This is a genomic window from Myxococcus sp. XM-1-1-1 (assembly GCF_020037095.1).
In the GTDB taxonomy this organism is placed as follows: Bacteria; Myxococcota; Myxococcia; order Myxococcales; family Myxococcaceae; genus Myxococcus; species Myxococcus fulvus.
This window is the reverse complement of record NZ_JAIQDH010000047.1, coordinates 1-19333: the sequence shown is the minus strand read 5'-3', so window position 1 is coordinate 19333 and position 19333 is coordinate 1. Positions and strand designations below refer to the sequence as shown.

The window sequence follows — 19333 nt, the reverse complement described above, 5'->3', positions numbered from 1 at the left end:
ACATGACCCTGCTCAACTCAACCCCAGACACTGCCGCTGCTTGACCCCGCCAAGGAGCATTCCTCCCCCGAACCCCCTCCGAACAACTACACACGATTCGGGACTTGACCCGCCACGTGGCCAGCTTCGCCCCAACGGCACCGAGGCCCTGGAATGGTGTGTTGAGCCACTGGGTATAGCCGCAACCTCCCCGGAGGATGTTGGCACCCGGAATCGTCACGTCCACGAGCTGGCCGTTACGTGTGAGCGCGCTTGCGCGCCCGAAGAGGGCTCGTTGCTCGGGCCACGCGTCCAGCCACCGGTTGCCGTAGTGGCGAGACACTTCGACGCACGCGGCGCAGACCATCTTCACCTTGCCCTGGACCCTCACCGGGACGCGTTCCACGCCGCATGCGTCCGCCACCTTCGCCAGCAGGCAGAACCGGACGCCGTCCTTGGCGCGGGCGTGGTACGCCATGCCCCCGGCCCCGAGGCCCCCGCCCTTGCCGAAGTTGAAGATTTTGGCGAGCGAGCGGAAGGACGTGGCTGTGGGCTCCTTGGCCTTCACTCGCGGAAGGAGTGCCTCGTAGCGCTCCCCCAGGAAGGTGGCTGCGGCCGAGGTGTGGACATCTTCCTTGGCCAGCAGAGCTTCGGCCATGCGCGAGTAACCGACATCCCAGATGGCACGTTGAGCCATGGTGCGCAGCTCGAGGCCCGCGTAGTCGACGGAGCAGAACACGTAGCCGGGGCGGGCCTTGTGGCACTCGCGCACGCCCCCGCGCTGGGGGAGTTGCTGGTAGTCGCTGGAAACGCGCGTCGTGGACACCAGCACGTTGAAGCGGGGGGTGAGGGGGGCAGTGGTGCCGGCCTCCAGCTTGCCCAGGTAGGTGGAGCGGTACTTGTCGACCTTGCCGGCCTTGCCCAGCTCCTCCAGCAGCGCGTCTCCAGAGTCCTGGAGGGTGTCTCGGTCCGTGGCTACCTGGCCCTCGGGGAATCGCGACGAGGGCGGGGTGACGGGCGGCGTGCCGTTGTAGGCGGTGGTGACAAGGTGGGCGAGGTGTCAAGGCTCGGCCAATCAGGTCGCTGTTCGGTTCGGCCAATCAGGTCCGGATGTGAAGCGCCCAGCAATCGCGGCGGAGTGGTCCGAGCGGGTTCGGCCAAACCGGTCCGGCAGGGACTGCGCTGGGTGTCAGCGTGCGATGGTCTCGACCTGGGCCGCGCGCGGAGCGCGGGTGCGCTTGGCGGGCGGTGGGTTGCGGTAGCTGTCGCCCTCGATGGTGAGGACATGAGCGTGGTGCAGCAGCCGGTCCATGGCGGCGCTGGCCAGCAGTGCGTCACCAAATAGCGGCGGCCACTCCTCCAGGGCGCGATTGGAGGTGATGCAAGTGGCCGCGCGCTCGTAGCGACGGCGGACAATCTCGTACAAGTCGATGCCCTCCTCGCCCGTGAGGGGCCGCAGTCCGAGGTCGTCGATGATGAGCAGGGCTGGCGTGGTGAAGCGAAGGAGGCGACGCTCGTAGCTGTTGTCGGCGCGTGAGGCTCGCAGCTGGGTGAGCATGTCGTGGGCGCTCACGTAGAGGACGGCGTGGCCGGCACGACAGGCTCGCTGGCCCAGCGCCTGAGCGAGGTGACTCTTGCCGACGCCCGCCGGGCCCACCACCAGCACGTTCTCGTGCCGCTCGACAAAGGTGCAGGTGCCCAGCTCCAGCACCTTGGTGCGCGGGACGGAGGCGTTGAAGGAGAAGTCGAAGTCTTCCAGGGTGCTGGGCCTCTCGAAGGCGGCACGGCGCAGGCGTACGTCCAACTGCTTGCCGTCGCGGCGCTCCACCTCGTCGGCCAGCAGTCGATAGAGGAATTCCGTCAGCGACAAGTTGGCGTCGGCCGCCTCGCGGCAGCGCACCTCGAGGGACTGCAGCAGCCCGGACAGGCGCAGCTTCTTCAGCACGGGGACGAGCTCGTCATAGGTGCTCATGCGGGGACACTCCTTGAGCGGGGTGGGACTTAGGGGAAAGCGAGGGGGAGCGCTAACGCAGCAGCAGCGTGCGCACGTCGCGCGCGTAGCGGGGAGCCGGCGGCGTAGCCGTGGCGGCGGGCGTGGCGATTGCCAGGTGCCCGTCCTGGGGCAACGGCTGCAAGTCCAGGCCGCGGCGCAGGATGTCCTTGAGGCCCTGGTAGCGCAGGTTGCCGAAGTGCAGCGCCCGGCGACACGCGGCCTCGGCTCGCTCGCGCGGGAAGCCTTCCAGGTGCACCACCATGGCCTGCACGCAGCGCAGCTGGCTGAGGACATCATCCGCGTCGAAGACGGCGCGCACGTAAGCCTCGGTGTGAGGGCCCAGCCGGGCCGCCCGTGTCTCCCAGTGGCTGCGGCTGCGGTGGCGCAGGGCCGCGCGCGCCTCGGGTAGGTGCGTTTCCACGGTACTGCGGTGGCCCTCGCCACGGAGGGGGTGGGTGGCCACGCGCTCGTCCTGCGCGTACACGCGCACGTCGTGGGCCGTGACGCACAGCCAGACGCGCTGGCCGATGAGTCGCCACGGCACCGAGTACAGCCGTCGGCCGTACATGACGTGGGCATCTCGGTGCACGCGGGCCTCGTGCCACACCTCGGGCGCCCACGCGGACGCCGGCAGCGCACGCAGCGCCGAGGCCTCGGCCTGCTGGAAGAGGAGGCGCGGCTGACGCCCCGTCGTGCCGTGCACGCGTACCGACGCCACGTCCCGCAGCCAGCGCTGCAGGTCGGCCTCGCACTCGCGCGCGTCCTCTCCGGCCCTCCCGACGAAGAAGTTGCCCTTCACGTAGCTGTTGCGAGGCGAGCTGGTTGATGGACGAGCGAGCCGCCTGGTTGATGGGCATCACCGAGCGCGAGCGTCAGCGCGCGCGCCCGGTGATGGGAGTGGCCTAAAGAGCGGCGGAGTCGGTGTCGAGCACGCGTGCGAGGACGTCGCGCTCGACGAGCTTCTTCTTGCGACGCGCGGCCTCGCGAAGTGCCGTGGTCGCGAGCCGGTCGATGTCGCGGTGGGCGCCGGAGGCGGCCTCGTGGAGCATGGCCATGGCGTCGGAGGCGAAGAGTTCTCGCTCGCAGCCCGCGTTCTTCAGGCGCAGGCGGAGATACTCCGCGGTGTCCTCGGGTCCAAGCGCGTCGATGGCGAGCCGGCGTGCGAGTCGGGAGGCGAGGCTACGGTTGCGGCGCATCGCGAGGCGCGAGTCGAGTTCGGGCAGGCCGACGAGGATGAGGGAGAGGAGTGCCTTGGAGTCCCACTGGTAGTTGAGGAGGATGTGGAGGTGGTCGAGCACGTCCTGGTGGAGCAGGTGCGCCTCGTCGAGGAGGAAGACGGGGTGGACGCGCTCGCGACCGAGTTCCTCCACGTGGCTGGACACGGCGTAGAAGACAGCGGCGGCGGTGGCGGACGGGGTGAGCCCGAGGGCCAGACACAGCTGGCGGTAGAAGTCGCGGCGGCCCAGCGTGGCGTTGTGACAATAGGTGAGGCGGAAGCCCGCCTGGGGAAGCCGGTGACGAAGCGCGCGCAGGACGCACGTCTTGCCGACGCCGGGCTCGCCCACCAGCATGACGCTCTGCCGCTCGCGCACGGCTTCGCAGAGCTCCTCGACGAGGCCCGTCTTGGAGGTGGGCAGCCAGAGGTCCGCGTCGGCAATCTCCTTGGAGAAGGGCGCCTCGGAGAAGCCGAAGTGGGTGACGTAGGCGGGCGTCATGACTCACCTGCATCGCGATGCCGGGGAGGACGGCCGACGGCGCGGTCGAGCAGCGCCAGGGGCGGGTCAAACGCGGGGTGTGGCCGGGACGTCTCGTCGTGGATGGGAGGGCGACGCAGCGGCCGCTTGCGGCGCGAGTTCTTCACGGCGTCGACTGGGTGGAGAGCGTAGCGCTTGCCCTCGAATTCGGCCCAGGGCGTCTCCCCCAGGTCGACAAGGCAGCGGCACAGGTGCACGAGGCGCCCGGCGAGGTGGCCTGCGTCGAGCTCGTAGTCGACACCGTCGACGACGACGGTGGTATCGCGCCGCACGCGTCGGCGGGTACGGGTGGTGAGGGCCTCGCGCAGCTTCGCCTCGTCGAAGCCATCAGGCGCCCGGGGCGCGGCCTCGAAGACGGTTTTCGGTGTCGCGCCCAGGAGGGCCGCATGCGAGGTGACGTGGTAGTGCGCGTCGAGGAAGGCGCAGAGGCGGACATTGACGTCGTGGAGGGAGGCGACGGGCCCGAGGAAGTCGAGGCAGCCCTCGCGCAGCGTGCGCCAGAAGCGCTCCATCTTCCCGCGTGCGGGGGCGTCGTAGGGCCTGGCGTGCAAGAGGGAGGTGCCGATGCGAGCGCACGCGGTGGCGAGTGTCTCGCCCCGGTACGTGGCGCCATTGTCCAGGTAGAGGGCGTCCGGAGGGCCATGCTTGCGCAGGGCGCGCACCATGAGGCCCAGCATGTCCACCTCGCGCTCGGTGTGGTGGGCCTCCAACGCCACGACGTACCGACTCGCGTCGTCCAGCAGCGCGTGGATGCGCAAGGGCCGCACCTTGCCCCCGACGGTGAGTCCAGGCCCGTGACACACGTCCGCGTGCCACAGGGCCATGGGACGCTCGGCCTGCCAGCGAGAGGCGCATCTTCGTGCCGCTGCCGTCGCGCATCCCGACGCGGTCGAGTCCTGCTTGCACGAAGAGGCGGCGCACCGTCGTCGCCGAGACAGCGTCCCTCTCCAGCCGGCCATCGGTGACGAGCGTGCGCAGGATGAGCGCCACGGACGCGGACGGGTACTCCCGCCGGATGTCGAGCAGCAGCTCGCGCTGGGCCGCCGAAAGCTGCTGGGCCCGGCCCTTGTCGCTGCGTCCGCGCGGGGTGAGGCCCAAGAGGCCGCGCTTCTTGTACGCGTAGTACCAGCGCTCGAGTGTAGCCGCCGAGTAGCAGCGGCTCACCTCGGCGCCCGGCGGTACGAAGCGCTGCTGGGTGAGGGACTCGAGCGCCGAGGCGAGCTGGCCTCGGTCCATCTGCGCTTGGGTGAGGGCGCCGATGACTCCGTGGCGAAACACCGCCACCGCCTCGGCGTGGGACTTCGGGGTGAGGCTCTTCATTTCGCGCGGACTTCCCATACTGCCTCCTCATCCCGACATGGGCCTCTTGGGAGGGCAGACGCCTACCGTCCCGCCGCAGGCAGGGCTTCGAGGACGGGGCGTGTCGGGTGGGACAGACTTCTGTGAGGGGCGCGCCGATGGCCGTGGAGCAAGCCCCTCAGTGAGCGCGCTCGGCGCCCCGGAACGAGCAAGCGGACAGCGATGGCGGTCCGGTCGCCGGGAGTGCGAAGGCGGCGACTGTCGTCGCCGCTCGTGCGGCCACTGCTCGCGCCGTCCAGTCCGTGGGCGATGGCCGCACGCAGCACAGCAGTGTCCCGACTCTGGCCTCCCTGGACCAGCGGCAGAGCGAGTCCCAGCGCTCGATGCTCCCAGGCCCCACCACGGCCCAGGGACTCACGCGTCGGCGTACCGCCGCGGCTGTTAGCGACTCGAGACCCCACAGGGCGAGCGCCCAGGCGATGGCCGCGAGCGAATACAGCTTCCTGCCCAGCACCTGCGAGGGAACGACTGTCTGCGACACGCCACACCTACGGCAGAGGTAGCGTCGCACGCGCAACTCCACGAGGACGGGCGACGCGCCAACCTCCAGTGGCCCACGTACCTGGCGGCTCCGGCTTCCATGCCCATGAAGCCCCAGCGGCTCTCCCACAGGGCGGCTCGCCGCGCCGCACGCGGCGCAGCTCGCCGGACGTACCGCACAGACGGATGGCATCTGCGCAGCCCAGGACTTGACGCCGACGCGCGTCCGTACGACTCCTTGGGGGCCTCGCTTCTCTCTCACACGTTGAGCGGGGCGCTCGACCTGTGAGCGTGTTGCCGCACGCTCCAGGTCACCTTTCTCTCACGCGAGCTGGCGAACACCGCCGCGCCCCGTCCTCTCAGGGCCCCGTGGATTACCTCACGCAGCGTGGCGCGCCAGAATCCGGCTCGCTGCTGGACTCCGCACGGCCTGCAACATCTCTTCCCGGCAACCAACGCGCTCGTCGCGACCGCGCTCTCCATCAACCACTTCGCTCAGCAACAGCTGGCCAGGGGAGAAGTCGCGCGCCAGCACGTTGGGAGCCACCGGCTGGTTGTGGCGTGAGTCGGTGGTATGCACGAAGCGACGCTTCCTACGAGCGGCCAAGCCCTGCTGGCCCATGAGGCGCGCGACGCGCTTGCGGCTGACGCGCCGGCCCCTGGCTCGAAGCTCCGCGTGCACCCGGGGGCTGCCGTAGGTACCACGGCTCTTCTGGTGCACGGTGGCCACCTCCGCCGCCAGCTCCCGGTCCGCCTTCTTCCGGTGGGACTCCGGGCGCTTCTTCCACGCGTAGAAGCCCGAGCGGGCCACTGCCAGCTGCTGACACATGAACTCGATGGGGATGTGGGCCTTCTGCGCTTCGATGAACTCGAACTTCACTTCGAGCCCTCCTTCGCGAAGAAGGCCACCTCTTCATTCAGCTGCTCTGGCGGCTGGCAGGGGAGTACCGGCGCGCCCGCCGCATCCACCTCGTGCTGGACAATGCAGCGGTCCACACCAGTCAGAAGACTCGCAAGGCGCTGGTCCAACTCAAAGAGCGCATCGTGCTCCACTTCCTGCCGCCCTACTGCCCCCAGGGCAACCGCATCGAGCGCGTGTGGCTCGACCTGCACGCAAACGTCACGCGAAACCACCGCTGCCGCACCATGGCCCAGCTCATGGTGCGGGTACATGCCTGCCTCGACGCGCGGAATGCACAGCGCTCAGCCTGTCCATCCCTGCGGCGAGCCGACCTCAGGCGCGCCTCCTGACGTCGTGCGAGAATCGAGATCGTTGGTTTAGGATTTCGACGGCAGTGCGAAGCAGTGGTACCCAACCCCTCCCGGTCGGCTCCTCTCTCGTAATCAGTGGTCCGAAGGATCCAGGCAGGTCATCACTTCGAGCCCTCCTTTGCGAAGAAGGCCGCTATTTTTAAGAAATCACGCTCCATTTACAGCTGACGGTTGTCCTTACGCAGCCTCGCCAACTCCTCGCGCCCGGCCGTCGTCAGCGCTCCCGTCTTTCCCTGACCCCGGTCCGCCCGGGCTCTCTCCACCGAGCTGCGAAGGGCCGTCTCGGTGAGGTCCAGTTCTCGCGCCACCTAGCCCACCGTCTTGCTTTCCTCCAGCACCAGCCGGACAGCCTCCTGCTTGAACTCGGTGGTGAAGCTACGGCGCTTCCTTCTCTGCATCGTATCCGTTGACATCCTTGGCCCCCTTCATCACATCTCGGGTGTCCACGGAACTGGGGCAAGCTCATTCCTCCCCCGCCCCCTCCGAACCAACTACACACGATTCAGGACTTGACCCTGCGTCCGCGACATAATCAGAACCGACGAGCCGTATCTCTCTGCCTTGACACTCACCGCGCTCGAAGGGCATGACTATAGACTAGATGCTCGCCCCACGAGTGAACCAGAAGCACCCTTCCGGGTCTCCTTGAGACCCAGATACTTCATTTATGAACGAAAAAGAAGCACGAACTCTTCGCCGCCTACGCTGCTTGTCCAGGGCTCACTTCCTGAGATTGGGTCCGCTGATTGTCTGGGTGGCGCTCTTCACCCCGCAGGCCGCCTGGGCAGCCTGTGTGGATGGCGAGCAGGAGTCATGTTCGGACAACGGGTGTCTCGGCACGAGGATCTGCCAGGGGACCGCTTGGGGGGATTGTGAGTTCAATGGCACCTCGACGAACTCGTGCTCCGTCTGCGGCCGCTCCGGGAATCAGTTCTGCACGACGGGGGCTTCTCTGGAGGGCGGAGGCATCCCCATTTCTGGCTCCTGTTCCGCGAGGGGCGCGGAGCGCTGCAACAATTGCGATGACGACGGGGACGGGTTGATCGACGAGAACGCCTCCAACGACGGGCCGATGGTGAATGGCCCCTGTCAGAGCGGCAGCGGGTGCGCGGGAACGAGCACGTGCACGAACGGCGCACTCCAGTGCGTCTACCAGGTCGGTGCCCGGGTGTCTTGCGGCAGCGCCACGGACGTGGTGTGCGCCAACGCAACGGCGGCATGCAAGGCTGATGGCACCCTGGCGGCATGCCAGTCTCCCGTGGTGGGGCCAGAGACCTGCAATGGTTGTGACGACGACCGCGATGGGGTCGTGGACAACGCGCCAGGGTCGTCCGCGCCGCTCCAGCGGGAATGTGAGAGCACCGCGGGCATGTGCCCGGGCTCGCAACAGGCCTGTATGAAGGAGACAGTGAACGGGCACACCACCCGTTACTGGGGTGCCTGTACTTCACTCGCGGAGAGCTGCAACGGCCTGGACGATGACTGCGATGGCAGCATCGACGAGGGCAACATCTGCCGGATGGCCGAGCAGGTCTGCTCCTGTCAGCCCAGGACGTGCGCCCAGCAGGGCAAGAACTGCGGCGTCATCGACGACGGGTGCGGTTGGCCGGTGGACTGTGGGACGTGTGGAGCAGGTGCCGTGTGTGGTGGTGGTGGGGCCCCGAATGTCTGCGCCGGTATCTGCACGCCTCTGCCCCAGGCCCAGGCCTGTCAGGGCAAATGCGGAAGCGTGTCCAATGGCTGCACGGGCTTCTACGCGTGTGGTGGCTGCAACGCCCCACAGACCTGTGGCGGTGGGGGGACTCCAAGCGTCTGTGGATGCACGCCCGCGCCCTATGCCACGGCTTGCGCGGGAAAGACCTGTGGCTCGGTGCCCGACCTCTGTGGCGGCACTTATGTCTGTGGCTCTACGGGAGCTTGTATCTCCCCGCAGACCTGCGGTGGCGGTGGCTCTCCGAACGTGTGTGGGTGCACCATCATCCCGAGCGCGACGGCGTGCGCGGGGAAGAACTGTGGTTCGGTCAGCAACGGCTGCGGTGGGACCTATGTCTGCGGGAGCTGCTCGGGGGTGAACTCCTGTGGCGGCGGTGGCACCGCGAACGTCTGTGGCTGCACGCCGCTGAGCGTCGCCGAGGCCTGCGAAGAGAAGGAGTGCGGGGCTGCCACCAACGGATGTGGGGGCAACTTGAGCTGTGGGACTTGTCCCTCTGGGACGACCTGTAGGGGAGGTGTCTGCCAAGGCAATCCCGATGGCGTGTCCGAGGAGCCCGTCTCTCGCTGACCGAGCAGGTGTGGACAGCGAGGCGGCCAGACACCGTGGGTGAGGCTCGTGATGACGCGAACGGGGGCGGAGCAGGTCCGCCCTCCTCCCGCCACGGGTTCTTGTGTGGTTTTGACCCGAAGTCCCCGATGTGGATGAGGCGGGTATGTCTTCAGTGATGAGTGTACGCGGGGAACGTGGGGTTGGAATGAAGCGGATATTGTCCGTATTGATGGTGCTCGTCTATGGCTCGCAGTTGACGATCTCCTGTAGTTCGCCCCTCGCCGTGGATGAGCTCGCTTCGGAAGCGGTGGCCACCGCCGTGGCACGTCAGGCATCACGCGCGGTGCTGAACCTGCCGGCGGATACGCTGCTGCCAACGGGAACGTTGGAGGGCACCGCGGCGGGGCACACGCCCGGCAAGCTCGACGTCAGCGTGGATGGCGCGGCGAACTATTCCATCCCACTCTGGAGTCCCGTGGGGCGCAACGGTGTCGCGCCGTCTTTGTCCCTCCAGTACAGGAGCAGCCAGAGCAATGGCCTGGTCGGGGTGGGCTGGGGACTGAGTGGGCTGTCGCAAATCAGTCGGTGTGGCAAGAGTCTGGCCCAGGACCAGACCCTGGCCCCCATCCGCTTCGATGACACGGATCGCTTCTGTCTGGACGGACAGCGGCTCGTCCAGGTCGGCTCGGGGACGGGTTGGACGGAGTACCGCACGGAGGTGGACTCCTTCTCGAAGATCCTCGCCCACCAGCCCGACACCCTGGGGCCAACCTGGTTCCAGGTGTGGAGACAGGATGGTCGAATCATGTCGTACGGCACGATGCCGGAGACGACCCACTCTCGTATCGAGGGGCGGCGGCTCGTCGTGGAGCCGCTCGGGACGACGAACCCCCAGCAGAACAATAACTACGAGGGCAGGGGACGGTTTGCGTGGAGCCTCTCGGAGATGGCCGACCGCTCGGGCAATCGGATGGTTGTCTATTATGGGTTCTCCGAGGACGCTGCGGATGGATATGCCTATGAGCAGTGGCCCTCGCAGATCCGGTATACCTTCGGCCCGGGGGGCTCGGCGCTCGCCGAGGCGCAGCGCTCCGTCAGTTTCTTGTATGAGACGAGGACCGACACGAGCTTCAGCTTCGTCTCCGGATTCAAGCTCGAGACCACACGGCGACTCTCGCGCGTGGAGATGAGAGGGCCTCCGTCGGGGTTGTTGCGGAGCTACAACCTTCGATATCGCAACGACAGCATCTCCTCGCGCAGCCTCTTGCGCGAAATCCAGGAGTGCGACGGCTTCGAGGTCTGCGCGCGCCCCACGGTCTTCACGTGGGAACTCGGGAACCTGGTGTTCAAGCGTCGCGAGCAGGCGATGGCGGACGGAGTCACCCCTGGAAGCCTGCTCAGCCTGGACGTGAATGGCGACGGTCTGGATGACCTGCTCTACATGGCCTGGGCTGATTCGAAGTGGTACTTCCGGCTGAGCCGTGCCACTCCCGCCCAGGACTCGACGCAAGCTCCCTTCTCCGATCCCATCGCCGCTGGGCTCCCGAGCGCCGGCCTCAATGATCCCACCGCGCCAGGGGTCTTCGAGGTGGGGGATTTCAATCGGGATGGTCGCTCGGACATCGTCATGCTGCGCTACAAGGAGTTCATCCCCGGAGCTCCCCTGCCGAACGGGGGGCATTTCCCGCACCGCATAGCCTATACAGTTCAAGCCTACCTCTCGACCGGTACGTCCTTTGTCGCGGCGGGCGAGGAGCGGAGCACCAGTCAAAGCGAGCCCTTCTCCGTCCTCTCGATGAAGCTCGCGGACCTGGACGGAGACCTCGCGCCGGAGATCATCGTCTCCTGGGGCGCGGACGTCTACTGGGCATACCTCAAGTTCGATGGCTCGACGATGTCCTCGTGGACCGCCCTGCCGCAGGCCTCTGGCCGCCGAGCCATCCTTTCGGGTGATATCGACGGTGATGGGACGGTCGAGCTGTTGGCCCGCCCGGGGCCGAAGGACAACGCGGGCGTCTGGCATCATGGTTATGGATTGACGCCGGAGGGGCAGCAGAAGGACTTCAACATTGGTCAGCTCGCCAGCGAATACCTGGGACGGGTGGAGTGGTTCGCGGACCTGAACGGTGATGGGCTGCCGGATCATCTCCTGAGTGGCGATGCGGGTGGAGACGTCATCGTCGCGCTCAACACGGGAAGGGGATATCTGGAAGCGGGGCTCCGGGTCCTTCCCTCCGACTTCGCGTTTCCTTCATCAGTCGATGGCATTGGCAATCGCAAGGACGCGGGAGTTCGCGTCGTCGACTTCGATGGAGACGGCCATCAGGACTTCCTCCTGGCGAGGGGGAATGCTTCATCGAACTCGACCATGTCCATGCTCTTGACCCGTGGGACCTTCTTCGAGGGGCGGGTTCCGAGGGATGAGGCGGGGGGAGTGCTCCAGGTGAGGGCCAACAACCAGTTGTTGGATGTCAATGGCGATGGCCAGGCAGATGTCATTGGCGCTGGACTCGCCGGAGGGCTCACGCTTTTCCAGCGTGTTTCCATCAGGGCGGATTTGATGACCCACGTCCAGGACGGACTGGGCTTCCAGTCGAGCATTGGCTACGCGCCGCTGTCGGATGGTCGGGTGTACTCGAGCGTTACGGGGACGGCCCCCTGTTCGTATCCGGTGCTCTGTGTGAAGGGCGGCGGCTGGGTTGTCTCCCGGGTGGATTCGCTCGCGTCGCCGTGGGATGACGGCGCGCGGTTCGATTTCCTCTATGCGGGGGGGCGCCGGGATGTCCGAGGGCGCGGCTGGCTGGGCTTCAGTCAGCGGGTGGTGAAGAACGCCGTGACAGGTACGACGACCACGACCACGTTCGACAATTCAACACAGGTCCAGTCGTTCTATCCGAACGCGCGGCTCCCTGTCGTGGAGACGCTCGAAGCGCCCATGGGCGCAGGGAAGGTGTTGACGGCGGAGCGGCGCACGACTCGCTCGTACGCGGTGAGAGCGGGCTCGGCGGGAGGGGAGATCCTCGCCCTCTCCGAATCCATGGTGCTGGACAGGGAGTGGGAGACACCGCCCGCGAGCACTGGGGCCATCCTCCGTCAGAATCAGTCGACGACAGGCTTCGACACGCTTCATGGGAACAAGCTCTGGGTCGAGGCGGTCTCCGGAGACGGGGAGACGTCCATCTGGGGTGCGACCTACGACGATGACGAGACCCAATGGCTGCTGGGGCGCGTGGACCGTGTGACGCAGACCTCCACGATACCGGCGGGCGGGTTCGTCACTCGCACCACCGACTATGACTACCAGAGCGGCACGACGCTCCTGCTCCGGGAGACGGTGGAGCCGACGGTCTCCGGCACGGAAGCCGAGGATGTCCGCCTGGTCACCACGTATCAGCGGCTGCCGAGTGGCGTGGTCGAGAAGGTCGAGCAGTCGGATGTCCTGGGCCGGGTCAGCTCGACCACCCTTCGTTACGACGCGGAGGAGGTATTCCCGGTGACGGCGCTCAATCATCTGGGGCACCGGACTGACTATGCGTTCCACCCTGGACTGGGAGTCGTCGCGCTCGAGCAGGATGCGAACGGATTGCTGCGTCAGCGGAAGTATGACGGCTTCGGGCGGTTGCGAAGCGAGAGCGCGGCTGGCGACGACGGATGGTCGTTCAGCTATGGGCGGGATGAGCAGGGGCGGTCGACGTTGTCCGCCCTGTCAATGGGTGGCGAGGAGTTGTTCATCCTCCACGATGGGGCGGGACGGGAGATTCTCAAGCGAGTCCGCAACTTCGATGACTCCTACAGCGCCGTCGGCGTGAGCTACGACGGGCTCGGCAGGCCGAAGACGGCCACGGTGCCCTATTCGGTGGACGCGACGGTCGCCCCAGCCGTTCGCTCCTTCGAGTACGACAGCCTGGGGCGGCTGCGGAAGGTCACCCAGCCGGACGGCTCGACCATCGAGCATACCTATCAGAACCTCCAGCATTGGACGAAGGACGAGAACGGCCACATCCGGTACACCGTGGAGGACCAGTCCGGACGTGTGGTGCGGAGCGTGGACGTCCTCGCGCCTGGCAACGAGTTGCTCACGCGCTACGAGTATGGGGCGTTCAGCACGCTCTCCGCCGTGGTCGATGCACACCAGAATCGTGTGTCCATGCAGTACGACCGGCTCGGCCGGCCGACGAGCCTCGACGACCCGGACCAGGGGCACACCGTCACTCGATACAACGCCTTCGGGGAGGTCCGCGAGCAGGTCGATGCGGCGGGGCACAGCACGCGCTACGAACACGACGCGTTGGGGCGCGTCATCTCGGAGATTCGAGCCGACGGGACGAGCACGTTCAGTTGGGACACCGCGGTCGACGCGAACGGCGTCGCCAACGCGCTGGGACTGCTGGGCACCGTGACCAACGGACGCGACCCGCAGACGACCCAGGATGATGTCTCCTCCGCGTTCGTCTATGACAGTTACTCCCGCGTCCGGCGGGAGTTCAGCCAGGTCGAAGGACAACTCTTCGACCTGGAGAGGACCTATGACGTCATCGGGCGCCTCGACACGGTGACCTACCCGGCGGTGGGGACCTCGCCGCGCATGAAGGTGCGGTATGGCTACACGCCAGCGAACACCTTGCGCCATGTCGAGCAGGTGTCGCCGGTCTCGAAGACGTTGTGGACGGTCACCGGACGGGATGTGTCGGGCCTTGTCTCCTCCGAGCAGTTCGGAAACGGGGTGACGACGACGCGCCGGCGCGACGCAGAGGGCCACCTCCGATTCCTGGAGAGCCTGGGGTCTCAGGGCGCCGTGCAGAGGTTCGCCTATGACTACGAGCTGAACGGGAACCTCCGCCATCGGGATGACCTGTTGGCGAAGGTGGGGGAGGAGTTCAGCTACGACTCGCTGGAGCGGCTCACCGACTGGGTTGTGACGCTCAACTGCAAGAGCGCGCGGACACGCTACGAATACGATGCGATTGGCAACCTGACCCGTCGCCGTACGACGATTGGGGAGGGGGCGGGCGCGAGTGTCACGGACGTGCAGTCGTCGTTTGCAGGGGCGGCACCTCACGCAGTGAAGACGGTCGGAGCCTCGACGTATGGCTATGACGTCAAAGGCAACCGACGCTCGTCGTTCGACGCCGCCACTGGGGTGAGCACGAGCATCGACTATACGTCGTTCAATCTCCCTACGAGCATCACCCGGGGAACGGGGACGTCGACCTTCGTGTATGACACGGCGCATGGGCGTGTCGCGAAGAAGCACTCGAATGGCGACTCCACGTATTATGTCTCGAACCTCTACGAGAAGCGGACCGTCTCGGGAGCGGTGACGCATGCTTTCAAGATCTACGCGGAGGGGCGCGCGGTCGCTCAGGCGAACTGGACTGGGAATGGAGTCGGTGGCCTGGCGACCGAGATGGTCTACCTGCACGACGACCATCTCGGGACGGTGGAGAGCATCACGGACTCGATGGGAACGGTCGTGGAGCGGCGCAAGTACGAGCCGTTCGGGGAGGCGCGCAGCCCGCTGAACCCCGCGGTGGCCAAGGCGCCTTCCGTCGGCGGTCCAGGGGTCCGGCTTGGGTTCACCGAGCACGAGGAGGACGCGGAGACAAATTTCGTCAACATGCGAGGGCGTCTCTATGACCCCAAGACAGCAAGCTTCGTGTCTCCGGACCCATACATCCAAGCGCCCATCCTGGGGCAGTCCTACAACCGGTACAGCTATGTCTTCAACAGCCCGCTCAACTTCGTCGACCCGTCTGGCTTTAGCGGCATCACGCTGACGTCCCGCGGGGACGGAGTGGCGTACTGGGATGGGGTGAGTCCGAGCGCGTGGGGAAGCGAAACCATGGATATCATGGGGCCGGAGTCTGACTGGCTGGGGCTGTCCGGAGGTGGGGCGAGCTTTACCGGGAGCATGATTGGAAGCATCGCCTCGGAAATCTCCTTGAGCATCTCCCGGAGCTTCAGTGTCCAAGTCGGGACTTTCCGCGCCAAGATGGACATGGTCGGGGGGATTGCGGACGCAGCGACGGACCCGGCGTTCTTCTACAACGTGGTTACGGCGGTTCGTACCACCTACGAGAAGGAAGGGCTGTCGGAGGCGGTAAATCTCTTCAATCCCGTTCATCACTCCCTGACCTCTGGCTATATGGCACGGGAGGCCTACGAGAAGGGGGATTACGAAGGGTACGGGTATCACTCCTTCAACTCTGGTTTGAGTATCGTGACCGCCGTGACGGGGGCCGCCGGGTTGGCGCGGGCTGCGTCAAGTGTCGCTGCCGCAAAGGGGGCAATTGCTGCTGCGCCGAACGTTCCAGGTATCGGACCGCTGCCAGGAGCCGCTGGGGTGCGAGTGAAAGGCCGGTTCTCTCCGGCACAGATGGAGGCGCTAACCGAAACTCACGGCGTGGAGTTCTCGCTCATCTATCGGACGGGAGCAGGGAAGAATGGCGGAGGCGGTTCGTATTGGCTGTACTCTGGAACGAAGGGCAGGGTGATGGTCCCTCTTGGTTCTGATGTTCGCTGGATTTATCACACACATCCGCGCGGTGGCGGTGCGTGGCCGAGCGCAGCTGATCGAAGAGTTCTTGAATTGCTCCGGGAGGCGGGTTCCCCTCAGCGGAGTTCACAGATTATCACCGTTGGTGAAGGCTCAATGAGGTTTTGACATGGAAGACTTCAGTCCGTGGCTCGAACTCGACAGGTATGTGCTCCTATGCACCAAAAAAGGCGGTTATGTCGTCTTCGACCTGGTCCTGAAAGTGGCTGTATTGATTGAGGATGACAAGACTGCGGAGGAGGCTGCTGCCAAAATGCTCGCTGCAGGTGCTCGCGTGCTTGAGCGGGTTCCTGTGTGATGCTTGCCATGTAGTGCTCTGATTGCTGCCTCGGGAGCTCAGCCCACCACCCTCCAACCGCGGCCGGCCCACGGCCTTGCCGCCGCAGGTGCGTTCCGTGCCCTATGAGCCTGCCCCATTTCCGTGGACACCCAAGATGTGATGAAGGGGTCCAAGGATGTCCACGGAAACGAAGCAGAGAAGGAAGCGCCGCAACTTCACCGCCGAGTTCAAGGTGGAGGCCGTCCGGCTGGTGCTGGACGAGGGCAAGACGGTGGGTCAGGTGGCGCGAGAGCTGGACCTTACCGAGACGGCTCTTCGCACCTGGGTGGAGCGGGCCAGGACGGACCGGGGCCAGGGCAAGCCGGGAGCGCTGACGACGGTCGAGCGCGAGGAGCTGGCACGACTGCGCAAGGAGAACCGCCAGTTGCAGATGGAGCGCGACTTCCTAAAAAAACTACACCGGCAAATATGGCCTGAACTCCTCTTCGATGCCTCGGAGGTAGCTGTCCGGGTCTGCGCGGAAGCGCCGGCCCATGACGCGAGGGACGCGCCGCTGTTCCAACTGAGCGCGCAGCGTCAGCCAGGCGTCGAGGTCTCCCGGTGCCAGGTGGGCGCCGTCGAGCGCTGGGAGCAGTTGGGCTGCAGCGATGGCGGGCAGCCGGACCCCACCGCGCACGACGAGGCCGGCGCTCCCGCGCACCCGGCCCGAGGCTCGCCGCTCGTGGTAGCGACAAGTGCCGAAGAGGTGTTCCAGGTCATTGTCGGTGCGCGGCAGCTCCGGCACGTCGTAGCAGTGGAAGAGGCCCTTCCAGTAGCGACGCGTTTCGAGCAGGAAGTGGGCGAGTGCCTGACGCAGGACGCCCTGATGACGTCGGCGTGTCCAGAGCACCATGGCGGCCAGCAGCGCGGCGAGCCGGCGTCGCACTCCTGCGGCGTCCAGGCCAGGCTCGTTCTTGAGGATGGCTGCAGTGCGTTCCACCCACCGGTAGGCCCGCGCAAGGGCGGGCCAACTCGCGGCAGTGGCCCTGAGTGCGTTGCGCAGCACCGCGTGCAGGCGGCTCAATTCTGGTGGGCAGGCCCCCCTTTTGACACCCGCTCCAGGCTCTTCTCAATGGCGCCCAGACGTCGGCGCAGTAGCAGTCCGGAAGGGTTGAGGGGTGGGCGGTGGTCGTCGGTGAGGGCGCTGCGGACGGCCGCCGCATAGGCTTGCGTGGCGCGAGCGCCCGCATCCTGACGGCCTTCCACGGTCCGTTCGACCTTCCTCACCTCGCGCACCCGCTTCTTCAATTCCTTCTTCGCGTGCCGGTCCGCCTCGTAGAGGGGACGCGCCGCTTCACGCAGGTAGTGGAAGTGGCAGAGTTGGTGCGGCACCTGTGGCAATGCGTGGGCCAAGGCGTTTCGGATGCTCCGCTGCCCATCGGACACCACGCCGACGATGGGCACCCGCCCCAGCGTGCGCTTCACTTCTTCGAGGAGCGGTACCAGTTCCTGCTCGCCTCCGGACAGCAGGGGCCGCGCCAGCAGCACCTGCCCCGACAGGCACTCGCGCACCACCCAGAGCACCTCGTGCCCCACGTCCGGAGCAAGCCCATCAATGGCAAGCACTGCCCGCCCCTGGCGTTTGAGCGCCGCTTGCAGCCGCCCGGAGTCGAGCAACGTGAGGCTGATGAGCTCGTCGTAGCGGTCGAGCAGGTTGGTGCAGGTGCGCGCGGAGACGGCGACGCCCTTGTGTCGTAACAGGGCGTGGATTTCCGGCACGCTGCGGTGCTCCCGGTAGCGCTGCGCCCCGATGAAGGCCAGCACGTCCAGGCCGAACTCGTGCTCGGGCAGCACCCAGCGCCCCTCCCCCTCGGCCCGCAACGACACGCCCTCCAGCAGGCACCCCTCTCGGTGGCACACCCGCACCTGCACCGACAATCCCACGCAGCCGGTGAGCGTCGTCACGCAGCGGCGGGAGCGCCAGTCCGCACGCGTCCGCGCGCCGCACGCCTCGCAGCGCCGCCGCTCGCTGTCGACCCTCACCTCACGGGTGGCAACAGGGCGAGCAGTCGTTCGAGCCATGGTGGTATCCCCCTTCAGAAGGACAACACCTGGGGCTCAGGCCATATTTGCCGGTGTAGAAAAAAACTTCAGGCGATGGGGTGGGACGAGCGGCACCAGGAAGGCGAGGACGACGCAGCGGACGAGAAGAGCGAGAAGTGACGCTCACCCTCGTCGACGAGGCGCTGGCCAAGGGCGTGCGCCTGGAGGCTGTCTGCGAGCGGCTGGGAGTGACTGCGCGGACCATTCAGCGCTGGAGGAAGCCCGAGACGGCGGAGGACCGGCGGTGTGGTCCGCGCACCCGGCCCGCCAACCGACTCTCCGAGGTGGAGCGCCGCCGAGTCCTCGCAGTGGCCAACAGCGAGGAATTCCGCGACGCCTCGCCCAAGCAGATTGTCCCCCGGCTGGCGGACCGGGGGGAGTACGTGGCCAGCGAGGCGAGCTTCTACCGGGTGCTGCGCGAAGCCGGGCAACTGGCCCACCGCGGCCATACCAAGGCACCCACGCCCAGGCCCCGGGCCGAGCACACCGCCACCCAGCCCAACCAGGTATGGAGCTGGGACATCACCTACATGAAGGGCCCGGTGAAGGGCGCATTCCTCTACCTGTACCTGGTGGTGGACGTCTTCAGCCGCCGCGTCATGGGCTTCGCGGTGCACGAAGAGGAGTCCTCCGAACACGCCGCGGCCCTCATCCGTCGCTCCTGGCAGGAGGCGGGCTGCCCCGAGGGCCTGGTGCTGCACTCGGACAACGGCGGTCCGATGAAGGGCGCCACGCTCCTGGCCACCCTCCAGTGGCTGGGCGTCACGCCGTCCTTCAGCCGGCCCCGCGTCTCGGACGACAACGCCTTCTCCGAGGCCCTCTTCCGTACGCTGAAGTACCGCCCCAGCTTTCCCCTGAGGCCCTTCGCCTCCGTCGAGAACGCGCACGACTGGGTGACGCGCTTTGTGGACTGGTACAACACCGAGCACCGACATTCGGCCATCCGATTCGTCACACCCGACGACAGGCACTTCGGCCGCGAGACGGCACTGCTGGCTCGACGCCACGGGGTATACCAACGTGCGCAAGCCCGTCACCCCGAGCGCTGGAGTCGCGGCACGCGCGACTGGTCACCGGTGGGCCCCGTGCGCCTCAACCCCGCGCCCCACCTCATCCTGCCTCTGCAGGAAGTGAGGGACGCCGGCTGAAACCTCTCACGCGACAACTACCTTGACGCTCACCGGATGTGGCGTTGAATTCAGGGCGAGCGACTCAGTCCCGATAGGCCGTGGCGACCCGCTAAACCGAAGTTCGTGATTCTCGATCAGGCTGAAGGGCGGGCAGGCGGGAAGTGCGCGGGAAGAGGGAGCAGGGG

At 66.6% G+C, this 19333-nt stretch carries 12 protein-coding genes and 3 pseudogenes; 5 read left to right on the top strand and 10 right to left on the bottom strand.

Annotated features, from left to right (window positions below; all coding sequences use genetic code 11):
* From K8640_RS42105 to K8640_RS42070, 8 genes and pseudogenes are all read right to left on the bottom strand, one after another.
* Positions 1-913: DNA polymerase (locus tag K8640_RS42105; protein ID WP_370640451.1), on the bottom strand; the 913-nt coding region annotated here is incomplete at its 3' end.
* A 255-nt stretch (positions 914-1168) separates the two neighbouring features.
* Complete coding sequence (istB, locus tag K8640_RS42100) at positions 1169-1951, bottom strand: IS21-like element helper ATPase IstB (protein ID WP_223752237.1); 783 nt, start codon at positions 1949-1951, stop codon at positions 1169-1171.
* 52 nt (positions 1952-2003) lie between these two features.
* Positions 2004-2771, bottom strand: a complete 768-nt coding sequence (locus K8640_RS42095) for a Mu transposase domain-containing protein (RefSeq protein WP_223752236.1) — start codon at positions 2769-2771, stop codon at positions 2004-2006.
* A 103-nt stretch (positions 2772-2874) separates the two neighbouring features.
* A complete protein-coding gene (locus K8640_RS42090; RefSeq protein ID WP_223752235.1) occupies positions 2875-3687 on the bottom strand; it encodes an ExeA family protein in 813 nt (270 codons plus the stop codon).
* Complete coding sequence (locus tag K8640_RS42085) at positions 3684-4550, bottom strand: DDE-type integrase/transposase/recombinase (RefSeq protein WP_223752234.1); 867 nt, start codon at positions 4548-4550, stop codon at positions 3684-3686. The genes K8640_RS42090 and K8640_RS42085 overlap by 4 nt, the downstream gene beginning before the upstream one ends.
* 145 nt (positions 4551-4695) lie before the next feature.
* Positions 4696-4962 (bottom strand): annotated as a pseudogene (locus K8640_RS43395) (helix-turn-helix domain-containing protein); the annotation flags it as partial.
* 241 nt (positions 4963-5203) lie between these two features.
* Entirely contained in the window at positions 5204-5758 is a 555-nt protein-coding gene (locus K8640_RS43390; protein WP_223752233.1) for a transposase family protein, read from the bottom strand.
* A gap of 318 nt (positions 5759-6076) precedes the next feature.
* Positions 6077-6475, bottom strand: a pseudogene (locus K8640_RS42070) (IS3 family transposase); the annotation flags it as partial.
* A gap of 5 nt (positions 6476-6480) precedes the next feature.
* Between K8640_RS42070 and K8640_RS42065 the strand changes: the two are divergent.
* A complete protein-coding gene (locus tag K8640_RS42065; protein WP_223752238.1) occupies positions 6481-6816 on the top strand; it encodes a transposase in 336 nt (111 codons plus the stop codon).
* 329 nt (positions 6817-7145) lie between these two features.
* Here K8640_RS42065 and K8640_RS42060 read toward each other — a convergent pair whose 3' ends face one another.
* The gene (locus tag K8640_RS42060) at positions 7146-7235 is read right to left on the bottom strand and encodes a transposase (RefSeq protein ID WP_223752232.1); all 90 of its coding nucleotides are present in this window, start codon (positions 7233-7235) and stop codon (positions 7146-7148) included.
* Positions 7236-9305: 2070 nt separating this feature from the next.
* On the opposite strand from K8640_RS42060, the gene K8640_RS42055 reads away from it, so the two are divergent.
* From K8640_RS42055 to K8640_RS43385, 3 genes and pseudogenes are all read left to right on the top strand, one after another.
* The gene (locus K8640_RS42055; protein WP_223752231.1) at positions 9306-15764 is read left to right on the top strand and encodes an RHS repeat-associated core domain-containing protein; all 6459 of its coding nucleotides are present in this window, start codon (positions 9306-9308) and stop codon (positions 15762-15764) included.
* Between the two features lies 1 nt (position 15765).
* The gene (locus K8640_RS42050) at positions 15766-15954 is read left to right on the top strand and encodes a hypothetical protein (protein ID WP_223752230.1); all 189 of its coding nucleotides are present in this window, start codon (positions 15766-15768) and stop codon (positions 15952-15954) included.
* 157 nt (positions 15955-16111) lie between these two features.
* Positions 16112-16342, top strand: a pseudogene (locus K8640_RS43385) (transposase); the annotation flags it as partial.
* A 48-nt stretch (positions 16343-16390) separates the two neighbouring features.
* Here K8640_RS43385 and K8640_RS42040 read toward each other — a convergent pair.
* Positions 16391-17997 (bottom strand): transposase gene (locus K8640_RS42040; RefSeq protein WP_223752229.1). Its coding sequence is split into 2 segments (ribosomal slippage): positions 16391-17025 and positions 17025-17997, totalling 1608 coding nucleotides; the frame shifts between segments, so codons are not numbered across the junction.
* Positions 17998-18077: 80 nt separating this feature from the next.
* On the opposite strand from K8640_RS42040, the gene K8640_RS42035 reads away from it, so the two are divergent.
* Complete coding sequence (locus K8640_RS42035; protein WP_223752228.1) at positions 18078-19166, top strand: IS3 family transposase; 1089 nt, start codon at positions 18078-18080, stop codon at positions 19164-19166.
* Positions 19167-19333 lie beyond the last annotated feature (167 nt).

Excerpts from the sequence above, each read along its gene's own strand:
- istB (WP_223752237.1), bottom strand. The coding sequence starts at position 1,951 with ATGAGCACCTATGACGAGCTCGTCCCCGTGCTGAAGAAGCTGCGCCTG.
- K8640_RS42090 (WP_223752235.1), bottom strand. The coding sequence starts at position 3,687 with ATGACGCCCGCCTACGTCACCCACTTCGGCTTCTCCGAGGCGCCCTTC.
- K8640_RS42085 (WP_223752234.1), bottom strand. The coding sequence starts at position 4,550 with ATGGCCCTGTGGCACGCGGACGTGTGTCACGGGCCTGGACTCACCGTC.
- K8640_RS43390 (WP_223752233.1), bottom strand. The coding sequence starts at position 5,758 with ATGCCATCCGTCTGTGCGGTACGTCCGGCGAGCTGCGCCGCGTGCGGC.
- K8640_RS42060 (WP_223752232.1), bottom strand. The coding sequence starts at position 7,235 with ATGCAGAGAAGGAAGCGCCGTAGCTTCACCACCGAGTTCAAGCAGGAG.
- K8640_RS42055 (WP_223752231.1), top strand. The coding sequence starts at position 9,306 with ATGAAGCGGATATTGTCCGTATTGATGGTGCTCGTCTATGGCTCGCAG.
- K8640_RS42050 (WP_223752230.1), top strand. The coding sequence starts at position 15,766 with ATGGAAGACTTCAGTCCGTGGCTCGAACTCGACAGGTATGTGCTCCTA.